Genomic DNA, 15176 nt, shown 5'->3' with positions numbered 1-15176 from the left:
AGCCGCCCCTACAAGCGCAAGGCAACGTTTTCGAATGTAAAACCGCGTTGGTGGTAAATAAGCCATGCCGGGAAAAAGGCTGAGTGAAGCCCTATGCCCTATTTCACCGGCATATCAGGTTGTAAATCGTTATTTTTTCTAGCGGGTATTTATTACCACTCAGCTACGCTTCCATCCGGGAAACGCCATAATGGATTGCGCCAGTCTGGCGCATTTTTACTGCGCTCAATCACCAGCTCTTCGTTAATTTCAACGCCAAGGCCCGGTTTATTTAATGGATAGAAATGGCCGTCATCCATTTTGAAATCATCTTTATTAATCACATAATCCAGCAATTCTGCGCCCTGATTATAGTGAATGCCCATGCTCTGTTCCTGGAACACCGCATTGCGCGAAACGAAGTCAACGTGCAAACACGCCGCCAGCGCAATTGGACCGAGCGGGCAATGCGGTGCCAGCGCGACATCGTAGGATTCCGCCATTGCGGCAATTTTGTAGCACTCGGTGATGCCGCCTGCATGCGACAGATCCGGTTGCAGAATCGCCAGACCACCGGCTTCCAACACGCGTTTGAATTCAAAGCGCGAGAACATGCGTTCGCCAGCTGCAATCGGAATATGGGTTTGCGCGGCCAGACGCGGATAGTATTCCGCTTGCTCGGCCAGCACCGGCTCTTCGATAAACAGCGGACGATACGGTTCCAGCTCTTTAATCAGTACTTTCGCCATCGGCGCGCTAACGCGACCGTGGAAATCGAGGCCAAACTCAATCTCTTTGCCAAAGGCTTCGCGAATCTGCGCCACGGTATTCACCGCGTCATCCACTTTGCGCGCGTTGTCAATGATGCCCATCTCTTCGCAGCCGTTGAGCTTGAAGGTGTCAAAACCGATGGTGCGCAATTTCTTAATGCCATCAATGACATCGGCAGGACGATCGCCGCCCACCCAGCTGTAAGCTTTGATGCTGTCACGCACCAAACCGCCCAGCAGTTGATAGACCGGCACACCCAGCGCTTTGCCTTTGATATCCCACAACGCCTGATCGATACCGGCGATGGCGCTCATTAAAATCGGGCCGCCGCGATAGAAACCGCCGCGATACATCACCTGCCACAAATCGTTGATACGCGCCGGATCCTGACCAATCAGGTATTCCGATAATTCGTGTACCGCCGCTTCGACGCTGCGCGCGCGGCCTTCGATCACTGGCTCGCCCCAGCCGACAATGCCTTCGTCAGTTTCGATTTTCAGGAACATCCAGCGCGGCGGTAGGCGATAGGTGGTGAGTTTGGTAATTTTCATTTTACAGCGTCCTTATATGCGGCAATAAATGCGCGAGCCTGTTCCACAGTGCGCGACAACGGTTGACCGGCGCGATACAAATCACTGCCTAAACCAGCACCGATGCAGCCTGCGGCAATAAATTCATGCAGGTTTTCCGGTGTTACACCGCCGACCGCAAACACCGGCACTTCTGGCGGCAACACGGCTTTCAATGCTTTGATGTAACCCGGACCAAACGCTGACGACGGGAAGATTTTTAGCGCCTGCGCACCGGCCTGTAAGGCGGTGAAAGCTTCGGTGGCCGTCGCACAACCGGCGGCGACAATCATGCCTTTGGCCACCGCCTGACGGATCACCGCGGCATCGGTATTTGGCGTTACCACCAGCTTGCTATTCAGTTCGGCCAAGGTATCGACCTGCGCCGGATTCAGCACCGTACCCGCTCCAATCAGCGCTTGATCGCCGAAGGTTTTTACCGTCGCACCAATGCTTTTCTCCCACTGTGGTGAGTTGAGCGGGATTTCAATCGCGTCAAAACCCGCTTCAATCAGCGCGCCAACGTGCGCTTCAACTTCATCCGGCGTGATACCGCGCAGGATGGCGATCAGTGGCACTTTAGTTTGCCAGGACATTCGCAATACTCCTTATTCCATGTTGGAACGCGCGATCGCCTTCCAGCGTGACTGAATCCAGGCCGATAAATTGCAGCGCCTGCTGATAACGTTGCGCCAGCGCACTACCGGCAATAATGGTGATCGGTTGGCGGGCGGCGGCGTGATTTTTGGTCATCAGCGCCACTTCGTGACCGATCAACAAACCGGAAAGGAAGTCGCTGATATGGCGACGATCGCGTGCACCCAGCACATGCGAGGCGCGCACTTCAAACAGACGCGACAGGATTGAGCTGTCGTTGCTACCCACCTGTAAACCCTCGCGGAAAGCTGCTGAGTTATCCTCCTGCGGCGGTAATCCGGCGCCAATCAGCGATTGTTTCAGCAACAGATGATGCAGCTCGCCAGTCATTACGGTGCGGAAATCCAGTACGCGCTCCTGCTCGACCTGCACCCATTTGGCATGTGTGCCGGGCATCACATATAACGGCGCAGGTTGCAGCGTTACTGCGCCCAGCAATTGCGTCTCTTCGCCGCGCATAACGTTGTAGTTGTCATCACGTTCGACACTCAATCCCGGCACGATCCACGCTTTATCGTCAACGCGTGTTAAGCGGCTGCCGATGTCATTCAGCGCTACCGGACACGATAAATACGGCACCGACAGCCAACCGGCATTGCTGCCGACCATGCCCGCCATCACCACCGGCACATCGTTCACCGGCCAGCCTTCGGTCACGCTGGCAAAAACCTCGGCTGGCGTGCGATCGCCAAGGCGCGTGACGCCCGCTTCCGAACGGCGCTCATCCACGCAGATACCGGCTTGATAATGCCAGGCGCGCAGGTTGGTTGAGCCCCAATCAATTGCGATATAGCTACTCACATAATCTCCTTGAGTCGTGCCGTTGAGCTGGCAATCATCGCTTTGGCTGCCTGCTCTGCGGCATCGCCATTCTGGTGGCGAATGGCATCGAATAGCGCTTTATGTTCGGCTAATGTGCGCGGCATGTTGCCTTCATCTGCCATATAGGTTTGAGCAAACACCGCTTTTTGTAGCTGGCTGATCGCCACATTGAGCTGTTGCAAAACCGGGTTGTGCACCGAATTCAGCACCGCTTCGTGATAACGAATATCCGCTTCATTAAAGGCTTCGCGATTGAGGTGGTTGGCAACCATGTCGTTGTAAGCCAACTCGATCGCCGCCAAATCGCTGGAAGTGGCGCGTTCCGCTGACCAGCGCGCAATCTGCGGTTCCACCAGCACGCGCACTTCGTTCATCGCCGCGATTAAGCGCGGGTCTTGATCGTGTGCCAGCGCCCACTGCAATACGTCGCTGTCGAGGTAGTTCCACTGGTTACGCGGCGTGACGAAGGCACCGCGATAGCGTTTCATCTCCATCAGGCGTTTCGCCATCAGCGAGCGATACACTTCACGAATGATGTTGCGCGAGGTTCCAAAGCGTTCACACAGTTCTGCTTCGGCGGGCAACGCTGCGCCTGGCACAAACTTCCCTGCGACAATCTCTTCACCCAACGTCAGGATGATGCGCTCGGTTTTACTTAAATGTTGTTGCGTCATGATGTTCCATTCAGTGATAGGCAATAACGCATCAGATTACTGCTTTCATACAACGAAGCATAACTGATGCAAATTGTAGTACCATTAGCTTGGGTTGTACTACAATGTGGATCACAAAACAGACAACCCACCTGTGCGAATGCCAATAAAAAGGGCAGCCAGATGGCCGCCCCTAGAAGAATTTTAATCAAGGTTTTTCGAGTTACAGCACCAACTCTTCAATCGCGTGCGCTACACCATCTTCCATGTTGGTCTTAGTGATGAACTGCGCGATTTTCTTCACCGACTCAATGGCATTGCCCATCGCGACGCCGGTTCCAGCGTATTCAATCATCGCCAGATCGTTTTCCTGATCGCCAATCGACATCACTTCTTCACGCGCTAATCCCAGCTTGTCAGCCAGCATTTTCACGCCTTGTCCTTTATTCACGCGTGAATCAAGGATTTCGAGGTAATAAGGCGCGCTTTTCAGGATGGTGTAATTATCTCGCGCCTGCTGCGGCAAGCGCTGAATGGCGGAATCCAGCAGATCTGGCTTGTCGATCATCATCAATTTCGGGAAACGCGTGGCGCGATCCATCTCTTCAACTGAGCGATAACGTACTGGAATGCCGGTTAAGCTGGCTTCGTGAATGGTGAATTCGCTGATGTCTTTGTTAGGCGTATAAAGGAAAGATTTGTCGAAGGCTTGGAAGTGCACACCGAGATCGCGCGCCAGCTGTTCGATATAAAGATAGTCATCAAAACCCAGGGTGATTTCCGCCACGCATTCGCCATCATTGGCGCGATGCACCAGCGCACCGTTGTAGCTGATGCAATATTGCCCTTCATCAACCAGATCCAATTCCATCAGGTAACGTTGAATGCCAACGAACGGACGGCCAGTGGTGAGCACCACCATGACGCCTTTTTGATGCGCTCGCGCAATGGCCGATTTTACTGCCGGAGTGATTTCATGCTGCGGATTGAGCAGCGTGCCGTCCATATCGATTGCTACCAGTTTTATAGCCATAACGTCCTCGTTGAGTCAGGGTTTTGATCAATGCTAGCGCGATTCAGCTCACATTGACCAGTTTACCAGCTGACTTCAGACTTATTCCCAGGGCATAAAAAAAGCCATCACCGAAGTGATGGCCTTGCTACACAGGACTCTAGAGGATGATGTTAGTGGCTCATGGCGTCTTTTTTCATGCCCATTTCATCTTTCTTCATGGCGTCTTTCTTCATGCCCATTTCGTCTTTCTTCATGGCATCTTTCTTCATGCCCATTTCGTCTTTCTTCATGGCATCTTTCTTCATGCCCATTTCGTCTTTGTGCATGGCGTCTTTCTTCATGCCCATTTCGTCTTTGTGCATGGCGTCTTTCTTCATGCCCATTTCATCTTTCTTCATGGCATCTTTGCCCATGGTGTCTGCTGCATAGGCTACAGACATGGTCATCATTGAAGCGATAAAAGTTGCTACGATTACGTTTTTCATAGGGTGTTTCCTTACAGTTTTGGTTTATTAAAGGTGTTGGCGCCGAATTAGCGCAGCTTTTTAAGGGATCAGCTTCCGCCGAACCAGTTGTAGCCCTCGTCTTCCCAGTAACCACCGGTATAACGATTGGTTATTTCAATCACCTGAATATGCTTCGGATTCTTATATCCCAGCTTGGTGGGAATACGGATCTTCATTGGGTAGCCATATTCAGGCGGTAAAATGCGTCCATCCCAGCTCAAAGCCATGATGGTTTGCGGATGCAACGCCGAGGCCATATCAATGCTGGTGTAGTAATCATCCGCACATTTGAAACTGATGTATTTAGCCTTGATATCCGCGCCAATCAGTTTCAGGAAATCGGCGAAACGCACGCCACCCCAGCGACCAATCTCACTCCAGCCTTCAACGCAGATATGGCGGGTGATCTGATCGACTTGCTGCATGTTGTAAAGCTCAGGCAGCGACCAACTGCGTTTGTCATTCACCAGACCTGCAATCTCCAGACGCCAGTTGTCACCGTTGATTTGCGGGATATCTTCTTCGCCATAAAACGCGTTGAACGGAAAAGATTGTGAGATGCGATCCGCACTGTATTCCGGTGACAGATTGGCGGGATTAAACAGCCAACTTTGAACGCGATCGTTAAAGCTGGAAAATTTATTCAGCACTTTATCGACGTCAGGTTTATCACTGAGATCGCAGCCCGAGAGCATCACCACGCCACCGAGGGTTAAGCCCTGGCGCAAGAAACGCCGACGTGATGAAGAATCCAGTTTGCGCGCCAGCAATTGCTGCGCTTCCTTTACCAATGCGTCGGCATCGCCAGGCGAAAGATCGACATTTAACTTTTTCATTTCGCTCTCCTTAGCGTCCGCGCAGCATGGCAAGCAGGGTTTTTGGTACCAGCGCCACCATCAGCAAGTGCACCGCCACAAATCCCACTAGCGCCGCCATCGCATAAAAATGGATGTAACGTGCCGCTTCATAGCCACCAAGCAGATCGCGCAGCAGCCCAAATTGCACCGATTTCCACAGCACCAATCCAGACAGCACTAGCAGCAGGCAATCAACTATCACAAAGAGATATGCGGCGCGTTGCACGTTGTTGTAATGGCGCAAATCCGCATGTGCTAACTTTCCTTTCAGCGCGTTGAATGCATCGTTAAGCAATCCACCCAAACTCAGCGGCAGAAACTTCTTACCGAAACGCCCGGTGATGATATTCATCGCCAGATACAGCACACCGTTTACGGCAAAAATCCACATCGCGGCAAAGTGCCACTGCAAAGCGCCGCCTAACCAGCCGCCGATGGTGATCTCGCCAGGAAATCTGAAGTCAAACAATGGCGAAGCGTTGTAAATGCGCCATCCGCTCAACGTCATAATCACAATGACCGCCGCATTCACCCAGTGACACACGCGCAGCCATCTGGGATGTACTACGGATGAACACCGTGATTTTTCATCCATCTGCATTTCCATTTTTTCGATCCCATCTATCAATCAGGCCTGCATTCTGCCGTCAAAATGTTGAACCTCAGGACAAGAAACGTCTTAATAAATGCCCGGGTCCAATCTCTGTTTACCTTCTATTTGGCTCATTAATGCCAGCCATTTCCCTGATGACGGCGAAATATTTCCATCATTTTCCATCCATGTCTGACCTCGTCGGCCAATCACTGAATGCTATTGTGGCGAATTGTTGTTCACCAAAGCCTCACGTCGAGTTAAACAAAATGTGAAACTTCCGAGGGGCTTTAAGCGGTAACATCTATGGGATTCTTAATGCAGGGAAGAAAAATGACCGACGCAAAAAAGATACTTATCGTCGAGGATGACAGCGGAATAGCCGACGTTCTCCGCCTTAACTTTCAGGATGAAGGTTATGCCGTTACCCATGCAGCAGACGGAAATCTCGCTGTTCATTTGCTGGAAACACAACATTGGGATGCGTTGATTCTTGATTTGATGCTGCCCGGCATTGATGGGTTGGAAATCTGTCGCCGCGCACGCGCCATGAAGCGCTATACGCCAATTATTATGATCAGCGCGCGCTCAAGTGAAGTGCATCGCGTATTGGGACTGGAACTCGGCGCAGATGATTATTTGCCTAAGCCGTTTTCAGTGGTGGAATTGATTGCGCGCCTCAAAGCGTTGTTCCGCCGCCAGGAAGCGATGAACATGAATTCACGCATGGAAGCGGGCACGTTGCATCTGGATGCATTGATGATCGATCCGGTCGCGCGTGAAGTGTGGCTAAGTGAAAAGCCGGTAAGTTTGACGCCACGTGAGTTTGATTTGCTGTATCACTTCGCCAAACATCCGGGAAAAGTGTTCTCACGCCTTAATCTGCTTAACCAGGTTTGGGGCTATCAACACGACGGCTACGAACACACCGTGAATACCCATATCAACCGTTTGCGGTTGAAAATTGAAGCTAATCCTGCCGAACCGCTCTACATCCTGACTGTGTGGGGCAAAGGCTATAAATTCTCGCTGCCCGCCAACTAGGTTTTTAATGATGAAACGCCTGACACTCAGCCAGCGCCTCGCTCTGGTTTTCGCTTCTTTGCTGTTGCTTTGCACGCTGTTGTCAGGCTGGATGCAGATTCGGGTTAACGCCCAATATGGCAGCGCGGTGGTGCAGCGCTTATCAGACGGACTGGCGCGCAGTATCGCCAGCCTCAATCCGAATATGATTGGTGAGAACGGTGTGAATTTACCGCTGATGAAGGCGTTGTTCAGCGATTTGATGGTGCTCAATCCCAGCGTTGAAGTTTATTTACTGGATGCTCAGGGCAATCTATTAGCAGATGCTGCGCCACCCGATCATCTCAAACGCACTAAAGTGAATCTGGCTCCCTTACAGGCACAATTACAGGGAGCCACATCGCCGATTTACGGCGATGATCCACGCAATTTGTCGGAAAAAAAAGTATTTAGCGTTGCGCCGCTTTCACTCAATGGTCATTTAGCCGGCTATCTGTATGTCATTTTGCAGGGCGAAAACTATCACCAGTTGGCGCAAGAAGCGCAACTCGACATCTTGATGCGCACCTCTTTATGGTCATCTTTGCTAGTCGTGTTATTTGGTCTTACGGCGGGCGCGGTGGCGTTTAGCTTGATCACCCGCCCCATACGCCAGCTAACCCAGCATGTTAGCCAACTCGATCATCAAGATATGATAGCAATTAAGCAGCTGGCAGAGTTACCGCTGCCGCAACCACATGAGAAAGATGAAGTGAGTTTGTTGCAAGGCGCCTTCATCGGCATGGCGCGGCGCGTGGCCATACAGTGGGAAAAGCTGGCTTATCAGGATCAGCTACGCCGCGATTTCGTCGCCAATATCTCACATGACTTACGCACGCCGCTCACCACACTGCACGGCTATCTTGAAACCCTGCTGTATAAAGGCGACAGCTTAAAATCCGACGAGAGCCAGCGTTATCTGCACATTGCGCTGTCGCAAAGCCAGAAAGTCAGCATGCTGGCGCAGCAATTGTTTGAGTTAGCGCAGCTGGAATATGGCGTGATCAAACCGAATCGCGAAGTGTTTAGCCTGTCAGAACTGACTTACGATGTGATGCAAAAGTTTGAGTTGATGGCCAGTGCGCGCAATATCCGTTTGGTGGTGGATATGCCGGAACAGCTTTTACAAGTGAACGCCGATGTCTCAATGATCGATCGCGTACTGACCAACTTATTCGACAATGCCATCAAGCACACGCCAGAAGCGGGCAGCATTGAAGTCACGTTGCGTGGCGCGGAAAACGAGGTGGAAGTCAGCTTGAAAGATTCCGGGCCAGGCATACCAGACGGCTTGCGCGCCACGTTGTTTGAGCGTCCATCGGCATTAACCCACGCCAGCACGCGCAAAAACAGCGGCGGTTTAGGATTGATGGTGGTGCGTCGCATTCTTCAATTGCATGGCCGCGATATTCGTTTAGACGATCGCGTATCCGGTGCCTGCTTCCGCTTTTCCGTCCCACGCTGAAAATAAAAAACCCTTCCACCAGGGAAGGGTTTTTGTAGCGAACTTCGTCGATTAGATATCGATGTTGGCGGCTTTCAGCGCATTCTCTTCGATGAAGGCGCGGCGCGGTTCTACAGCATCGCCCATCAAGGTCGTGAATAACTGGTCAGCAGCAATCGCATCCTTGATGGTCACACGCAACATGCGGCGGCTATCTGGATCCATGGTGGTTTCCCACAGCTGCTCTGGGTTCATCTCACCCAAACCTTTATAACGCTGTACTGACAGGCCGCGACGCGACTCTTTCACCAACCATTCAATAGCTTGCTCGAAGCTGGTGACCGGCTGACGACGTTCGCCACGTTCAATAAACGCATCTTCTTCGATCAGGCCACGCAACTGCTCGCCCAAACCACAGATTTTGCGGTATTCCGGTCCATCAATGAATTCGCTATCCAGCGGATAATCGGTATCGACGCCGTGTGTACGTACACGCAGCACCGGCTCGAACAGGTTCTGTTCGTGATTGGCGCGAACGTGGGCCAGATAGCTGCTGCCATGCGCTTCGCGCTCGGTCAGATATGCTACCAAACCGTCAATCCAACCTTTCACCGCCGCTTCATCGCTGAGATCGATCAACGTTGGGTGATAAATCAGACCACGTAGCAGCGCAACCGGGAAACGGCGCTCCATGCGTTTGATCATGCGCTGGGTGCCATTGAAATCCGCCACCAAGGTTTCCAGCGGCTGACCTGCCAACGCAGGTGCACTGGCGTTAGTGTGCAGCGTGGCACCATCGAGCGCGATCGCGATTTGATACTGATCCATCGCTTCGTCGTCTTTAATGTACTGTTCTTGCTTGCCTTTCTTCACTTTATACAGCGGCGGCTGAGCAATATAGACGTGACCACGTTCAACGATTTCTGGCATCTGACGGTAGAAGAAGGTCAACAGCAGCGTACGAATGTGCGAGCCGTCGACGTCCGCATCGGTCATGATGATGATGCTGTGATAACGCAGTTTGTCTGGGTTGTATTCGTCACGGCCGATACCGCAACCGAGCGCGGTGATCAGCGTGGCAACTTCTTGCGAAGCCAGCATTTTGTCGAAGCGCGCTTTCTCGACGTTGAGGATTTTACCTTTCAACGGCAGAATCGCCTGGTTCTTACGGTTACGGCCCTGTTTTGCTGAGCCGCCCGCTGAGTCCCCTTCCACAAGGTAGATTTCAGACAGCGCGGGATCGCGTTCCTGGCAATCAGCCAGTTTGCCCGGCAAGCCAGCCAAATCCAGCGCGCCTTTACGACGAGTCATTTCACGGGCACGACGTGCCGCTTCACGCGCACGCGCAGCATCGATAATTTTGCCGACCACGATTTTGGCGTCAGATGGATTTTCCAGCAGATATTCCGCCAGCAATTCGTTCATCTGCTGCTCAACCGCAGATTTCACCTCAGAAGAGACCAGTTTATCTTTGGTCTGGGAGGAGAATTTCGGATCCGGCACTTTCACCGAAACCACCGCAATCAAGCCTTCACGCGCGTCATCACCGGTGGCGCTGACTTTGGCTTTTTTGCTGTAGCCTTCTTTATCCATGTAGGCATTCAACGTACGCGTCATCGCTGCACGGAAACCAGCCAGGTGCGTACCGCCATCGCGCTGCGGGATGTTGTTGGTGAAGCAGTAGATGTTTTCCTGGAAACCGTCGTTCCACTGCAACGCCACTTCTACGCCGATGCCATCTTTCTCGGTCGAGAAATAGAACACGGTTGGGTGGATTGGGGTTTTGTTCTTGTTGAGGTACTCAACAAACGCCTTGATGCCGCCTTCGTAGTGGAAGTGATCGCTCTTGCCGTCACGTTTATCTTCCAGACGAATCGACACGCCAGAGTTGAGGAACGACAGTTCGCGCAGGCGTTTTGCCAGGATGTCGTACTCAAACTCAATCACGTTGGTGAAGGTTTCATAGCTCGGCCAGAAACGCACGCGGGTACCGGTGGCATCGGTATCGCCCGACACCGCCAGCGGCGCTTGTGGCACACCATGCTGATAAATCTGCTGATGCACTTTGCCTTCGCGACGAATCGTCAGCTCGAGCTTCTGCGACAGGGCGTTGACGACCGAAACACCCACGCCGTGCAGACCACCGGAAACTTTATACGAGTTATCGTCGAACTTACCGCCGGCGTGCAGCACGGTCATGATCACTTCCGCCGCAGAAACACCCTCTTCCGGGTGAATACCGGTTGGAATGCCACGGCCATCATCTTGGACAGATACGGAGTTATCAGCATGAATAGTAACAACAATGTCACTACAGTGACCGGCGAGCGCTTCGTCGATAGCGTTATCCACGACTTCGAATACCATGTGATGCAGACCGGTGCCGTCATCCGTATCGCCGATGTACATACCCGGGCGTTTGCGTACCGCATCAAGCCCTTTAAGGACTTTGATACTTGAGGAGTCATAAGAATTCGACATCAACGTTTCTCGCTCATTTAATCTTCAGGTTGAACCACTATTTTACCCTGTTCCACGCGGAACATCTTGCCCTTTTCGTCACTCATGTCGATTACATGCTCAACACCAATGGCGCTGACAAACACTTGAGCCTGCGTGGCTTTTAGGCGTTCAGCTAACAGCCGACGACGGGTGTCATCCAGCTCGGAGGCAAAGTCATCAATCAAGTACAAACAGCGTCGCCCGCTGCTGCGCGTCAGATATTCGCCCTGCGCTAAGCGCAGCGCACACATCAGCAGTTTTAATTGACCGCGTGAGAGTAAATCTTCCACCGGCGTACCTTCTGCACGAATACGAAAATCGGCTTTGTGCGGGCCGCTGGCGGTATAAGTAAGCGCACGATCGCGCTCGAAATTGCGTTCCAGCAGTTCGGCGTAGTCGCTCTCTTTATCCCAGCCGCGCTGGAAAGAGAATTTCAGTTCGAACTCTGGTAAAAATTGGCCGCAGGTGGCGATAATTTCACGGGAAATTGCCGCGCTGTATTCGGCGCGCCAGGCACTGATTTGCTCGGCCAGCGGCACCAATTCCTGATCCCACGGACGGATCTGGCTATAACGTGTCACCTGACGCAACGCCGCATTACGCTGTTTTAGCAGCCGACGTAAGTTGCTCCAGGCATTGAAAAAACCGGGTGAAGCGTGAAAACAGCCCCAATCGATATAGGCACGGCGATACTTCGGCCCGCCATTCAGCAAGGTAAAACCTTCAGGTGTGATCAGCTGCATCGGTAACAATTGCGCCAACTCGGCGACTTTATGGCCGTCGCTGCCATCAATACGCACTTTGCTGTCGCCCGCGCGATTTTTGGTCAATCCCACCGACAATTCACGTTCGCTGCCTTCAATGCGGCCGTGCAGGATAAAAGCGTCCTGATCGTGACGAATCACGCGGCCATTCTGCAAACTGCGAAACGCGCGACCATGACCTAACGTGTAAATCGCCTCCAGCACGCTGGTCTTGCCGCTGCCGTTGGCTCCCACCAGAAAATTAAAGCCCGGCGCTAATGTCAGATCGGCTTGCTCGATGTTGCGAAAATCTTTAATCAGGAGGCGGGTTAAAGCCATGAAGTATTCCGGGATGAAGAGATATTCTCACCTCTCCCCATTGCGGGAGAGGCTGGTTGGGGGAAGAAAGCGCGCGCTGTCCTTCCCCCTAGCCCCCTTCCACAAGTGGGCGGGGGAATAAGATGATCACAATCTCATTGGCATCACGACATAGGCCGCAGCCGGACTGGCAACATCTTCGATCTGTACACTCGATACACCATCAGTCAGCAGTAAGCGTACGTTTTCGCATTTCAATGCATTCAGTACATCCAGCACGTAACTGACGTTGAAACCGATCTCCAAGTCGGTGCCGTTATAAGAGACATCCAGCATCTCTTCGGCTTCTTCCTGCTCAGGGTTATTCGCCGTTATTTTGAGCTGATTTTCGGTGATATAGATGCGAACACCACGGAATTTCTCGTTGGAGAGGATCGCTGCACGAGCAAATGCCTGCTTCAAAATGTCACAGCCGGCTTCCAGCGCTTTGTCCGGATTCTTCGGCAATACGCGGCGATAATCCGGGAAACGGCCATCAACCAGCTTCGAAGTGAAGATAAAGTCGCCGACATGAGCGCGAATGTTGCTGCTGCCAATCTGCACCTGAAGTGGCGTTTCGCCGCCATCCAGCAAGCGCATCAATTCAATCACGCCTTTACGCGGCACGATCACCGAATGGTTTGGCAGCGCCTGACCAATGGGCATCGCGCATACCGCCAGACGGTGACCATCGGTAGCGACGGTGCGCAGCTCTTCGCCTTCGGTTTCGAACAACATACCGTTGAGGTAATAACGCACATCCTGATGCGCCATCGAGAATTGCGTGGCTTCAATCAAGCGTTTCAACGTCGCCTGCGGCAAGGTGAATTCCACCTCGCTCTGCCAATCATCCAGATTCGGGAAGTCGCTGGCCGGTAGCGTTGACAGTGAGAAACGGCTGCGGCCAGAGCGTACCAGCATTCTGTCGCCTTCCAGCGTCAGGCTGATTTCAGCGCCTTCCGGCAATCCACGGCAAATATCGAGGAATTTACGTGCGGGGACCGTGGTCGCACCGGGTTCGTGCGGCTGCGTTAACGCCACGCGCGCCACCATCTCCATTTCCAGATCGGTGCCGGTCAGTCGCAGCGAACCTTCGCTGACTTGCAGCAGTAAATTTCCCAGGATCGGCAGCGTTGGACGTCCGCCCAGCGGGCCGCTAACCTGTTGCAGTGGCTTCAGTAACTGCTCACGTTCTACAATAAATTTCATATGCGTCAGGAAGATAATGTTCGAATGAGGTTAGAGAAATCTTCTTTGATGTCGTGGCTCTCTTCACGCAACTGCTCGATTTTACGACAAGCGTGCAGCACAGTGGTATGGTCGCGGCCACCAAATGCATCGCCAATTTCCGGCAAGCTGTGGTTGGTGAGCTCTTTCGCCATCGCCATCGCCATTTGGCGCGGACGCGCTACCGAACGCGAACGGCGTTTCGACAACAAATCCGCCACTTTAATTTTGTAATACTCGGCCACCGTCTTCTGAATATTGTCGATGGTGACTAACTTTTCTTGTAACGCCAGCAAATCGCGTAGCGCTTCACGCACGAAATCGATAGTAATCGCGCGGCCAGTAAAGTTGGCGTTAGCGATAACGCGGTTCAATGCGCCTTCCAGCTCACGCACATTGGAGCGTAAACGCTTAGCAATAAAGAACGCCACTTCGCCCGGCAAGCGGATATCGTTTTCGTCGGCTTTCTTCATCAGGATCGCCACGCGCGTTTCCAGCTCAGGCGGCTCGATCGCCACGGTTAATCCCCAGCCAAAGCGCGATTTCAGACGATCTTCCACGCCATTAATCTCTTTTGGATAACGATCCGAGGTCAGAATGATCTGTTGATTTCCTTCCAGCAAGGCGTTGAAGGTGTGGAAAAACTCTTCCTGCGAACGCTCTTTATTGGCAAAGAATTGGATGTCATCGATCAGCAGCGCATCAACCGAGCGGTAATAACGCTTAAATTCTTCGATGGCGTTGTTCTGCAAGGCTTTAACCATGTCCTGCACAAAACGCTCAGAGTGCATGTACACCACTTTGGCATTCGGCTTGCGCGCAATAATGCCGTTACCCACCGCGTGCAACAGGTGAGTTTTACCCAAACCGGTGCCGCCATAAAGGAAGAGTGGGTTGTAGGCTCCGCCAGGATTGTCCGCCACCTGACGTGCAGCCGCGCGTGCCAACTGGTTCGATTTACCTTCAACGAAGTTATCGAAGTTATGGCGGTTATTCACATTCGAGCGATAAGTGACATCGGCCGGCGCGGGAACGGAATCCCAACTTGGGCGCAGAATTTGCGCCGGGGCCGGACGATTTTCTACTGGTGCTGGCGCGTTGTAGCTGGCCATCGCCGGTTGTTGGCTGGCCGCGACCTGTGCAGCAGGACGCGTGCCGACTTCAAAACGCAATAACGGTACATTCGCACCGCAGAATTCATTCAGCAGCCCATTGATACTATTGAGATATTTATCTCTAACCCAGTCGAGTACAAACCGATTTGGTGCATACAAGGTCAGCGTATTGTCGTTCAATTCAGCTTGCAGCGGACGAATCCACATGCTGAATTCGGTGGCAGGAAGCTCATCCTGCAAACGGGCAAGACACTGTTGCCAAAGCGTAAGTGACACGGCGGACTCCACTCGTACAAAATCGATAA

General features: G+C 52.5%; 14 protein-coding genes. 2 read left to right on the top strand and 12 right to left on the bottom strand.

The window, feature by feature from the left end; all coding sequences use genetic code 11:
• Positions 1-152 precede the first annotated feature (152 nt).
• The 8 genes from dgoD to ABDW13_RS13595 form a co-directional block, all read right to left on the bottom strand.
• Positions 153-1301, bottom strand: coding sequence for a galactonate dehydratase (gene dgoD / locus ABDW13_RS13630; protein ID WP_007893527.1), 1149 nt, complete (start codon positions 1299-1301; stop codon positions 153-155).
• Positions 1298-1915 carry a 2-dehydro-3-deoxy-6-phosphogalactonate aldolase gene (locus ABDW13_RS13625; protein WP_343553093.1) on the bottom strand — a complete coding sequence of 206 codons (618 nt, stop codon included), beginning with the start codon at positions 1913-1915 and terminating at the stop codon, positions 1298-1300. The genes dgoD and ABDW13_RS13625 overlap by 4 nt, the downstream gene beginning before the upstream one ends.
• On the bottom strand, positions 1899-2777 hold the full coding sequence (locus ABDW13_RS13620) for a 2-dehydro-3-deoxygalactonokinase (protein WP_343553092.1): 879 nt from the start codon (positions 2775-2777) through the stop codon (positions 1899-1901). Before ABDW13_RS13620 ends, ABDW13_RS13625 begins: the two co-directional genes overlap by 17 nt.
• Positions 2774-3472, bottom strand: a complete 699-nt coding sequence (locus ABDW13_RS13615; protein WP_343553091.1) for a FadR/GntR family transcriptional regulator — start codon at positions 3470-3472, stop codon at positions 2774-2776. Before ABDW13_RS13615 ends, ABDW13_RS13620 begins: the two co-directional genes overlap by 4 nt.
• 202 nt (positions 3473-3674) lie before the next feature.
• On the bottom strand, positions 3675-4484 hold the full coding sequence (yidA, locus tag ABDW13_RS13610) for a sugar-phosphatase (RefSeq protein WP_343553090.1): 810 nt from the start codon (positions 4482-4484) through the stop codon (positions 3675-3677).
• Positions 4485-4636: 152 nt separating this feature from the next.
• Entirely contained in the window at positions 4637-4951 is a 315-nt protein-coding gene (locus tag ABDW13_RS13605) for a hypothetical protein (RefSeq protein ID WP_343553089.1), read from the bottom strand.
• A gap of 68 nt (positions 4952-5019) precedes the next feature.
• Entirely contained in the window at positions 5020-5808 is a 789-nt protein-coding gene (locus ABDW13_RS13600) for a molybdopterin-dependent oxidoreductase (RefSeq protein ID WP_343553088.1), read from the bottom strand.
• Positions 5809-5818: 10 nt separating this feature from the next.
• Positions 5819-6424 carry a cytochrome b/b6 domain-containing protein gene (locus ABDW13_RS13595; protein ID WP_343553087.1) on the bottom strand — a complete coding sequence of 202 codons (606 nt, stop codon included), beginning with the start codon at positions 6422-6424 and terminating at the stop codon, positions 5819-5821.
• A gap of 330 nt (positions 6425-6754) precedes the next feature.
• Here ABDW13_RS13595 and ABDW13_RS13590 point away from each other — a divergent pair, with 330 nt between their 5' ends.
• The gene (locus ABDW13_RS13590) at positions 6755-7465 is read left to right on the top strand and encodes a response regulator transcription factor (protein ID WP_343553086.1); all 711 of its coding nucleotides are present in this window, start codon (positions 6755-6757) and stop codon (positions 7463-7465) included.
• Positions 7466-7475: 10 nt separating this feature from the next.
• The gene (locus ABDW13_RS13585; protein ID WP_343553085.1) at positions 7476-8948 is read left to right on the top strand and encodes a HAMP domain-containing sensor histidine kinase; all 1473 of its coding nucleotides are present in this window, start codon (positions 7476-7478) and stop codon (positions 8946-8948) included.
• Between the two features lie 51 nt (positions 8949-8999).
• Here ABDW13_RS13585 and gyrB read toward each other — a convergent pair whose 3' ends face one another.
• The 4 genes from gyrB to dnaA all read right to left on the bottom strand — a co-directional run bounded on the left by gyrB (position 9000) and on the right by dnaA (position 15147).
• Positions 9000-11408, bottom strand: a complete 2409-nt coding sequence (gyrB, locus tag ABDW13_RS13580; protein ID WP_343553084.1) for a DNA topoisomerase (ATP-hydrolyzing) subunit B — start codon at positions 11406-11408, stop codon at positions 9000-9002.
• 17 nt (positions 11409-11425) lie between these two features.
• A complete protein-coding gene (recF, locus tag ABDW13_RS13575) occupies positions 11426-12511 on the bottom strand; it encodes a DNA replication/repair protein RecF (RefSeq protein ID WP_343553083.1) in 1086 nt (361 codons plus the stop codon).
• A 126-nt stretch (positions 12512-12637) separates the two neighbouring features.
• Positions 12638-13738 carry a DNA polymerase III subunit beta gene (gene dnaN / locus ABDW13_RS13570; RefSeq protein WP_343553082.1) on the bottom strand — a complete coding sequence of 367 codons (1101 nt, stop codon included), beginning with the start codon at positions 13736-13738 and terminating at the stop codon, positions 12638-12640.
• Positions 13739-13743: 5 nt separating this feature from the next.
• On the bottom strand, positions 13744-15147 hold the full coding sequence (gene dnaA / locus ABDW13_RS13565; RefSeq protein ID WP_343553145.1) for a chromosomal replication initiator protein DnaA: 1404 nt from the start codon (positions 15145-15147) through the stop codon (positions 13744-13746).
• Positions 15148-15176: the final 29 nt, after the last annotated feature.

It is taken from the genome of Pantoea sp. (genome assembly GCF_039594315.1).
Lineage (GTDB): Bacteria > Pseudomonadota > Gammaproteobacteria > Enterobacterales > Enterobacteriaceae > Pantoea.
Note: the sequence above shows the minus strand (reverse complement) of the source record. Positions and strands in the feature narration are given on the sequence as shown.

Excerpts from the sequence above, each read along its gene's own strand:
- dnaN (WP_343553082.1), bottom strand. The coding sequence starts at position 13,738 with ATGAAATTTATTGTAGAACGTGAGCAGTTACTGAAGCCACTGCAACAG.
- ABDW13_RS13605 (WP_343553089.1), bottom strand. The coding sequence starts at position 4,951 with ATGAAAAACGTAATCGTAGCAACTTTTATCGCTTCAATGATGACCATG.
- ABDW13_RS13595 (WP_343553087.1), bottom strand. The coding sequence starts at position 6,424 with ATGGATGAAAAATCACGGTGTTCATCCGTAGTACATCCCAGATGGCTG.
- ABDW13_RS13625 (WP_343553093.1), bottom strand. The coding sequence starts at position 1,915 with ATGTCCTGGCAAACTAAAGTGCCACTGATCGCCATCCTGCGCGGTATC.
- ABDW13_RS13615 (WP_343553091.1), bottom strand. The coding sequence starts at position 3,472 with ATGACGCAACAACATTTAAGTAAAACCGAGCGCATCATCCTGACGTTG.
- gyrB (WP_343553084.1), bottom strand. The coding sequence starts at position 11,408 with ATGTCGAATTCTTATGACTCCTCAAGTATCAAAGTCCTTAAAGGGCTT.
- yidA (WP_343553090.1), bottom strand. The coding sequence starts at position 4,484 with ATGGCTATAAAACTGGTAGCAATCGATATGGACGGCACGCTGCTCAAT.
- dgoD (WP_007893527.1), bottom strand. The coding sequence starts at position 1,301 with ATGAAAATTACCAAACTCACCACCTATCGCCTACCGCCGCGCTGGATG.
- ABDW13_RS13590 (WP_343553086.1), top strand. The coding sequence starts at position 6,755 with ATGACCGACGCAAAAAAGATACTTATCGTCGAGGATGACAGCGGAATA.
- ABDW13_RS13585 (WP_343553085.1), top strand. The coding sequence starts at position 7,476 with ATGAAACGCCTGACACTCAGCCAGCGCCTCGCTCTGGTTTTCGCTTCT.
- ABDW13_RS13600 (WP_343553088.1), bottom strand. The coding sequence starts at position 5,808 with ATGAAAAAGTTAAATGTCGATCTTTCGCCTGGCGATGCCGACGCATTG.
- recF (WP_343553083.1), bottom strand. The coding sequence starts at position 12,511 with ATGGCTTTAACCCGCCTCCTGATTAAAGATTTTCGCAACATCGAGCAA.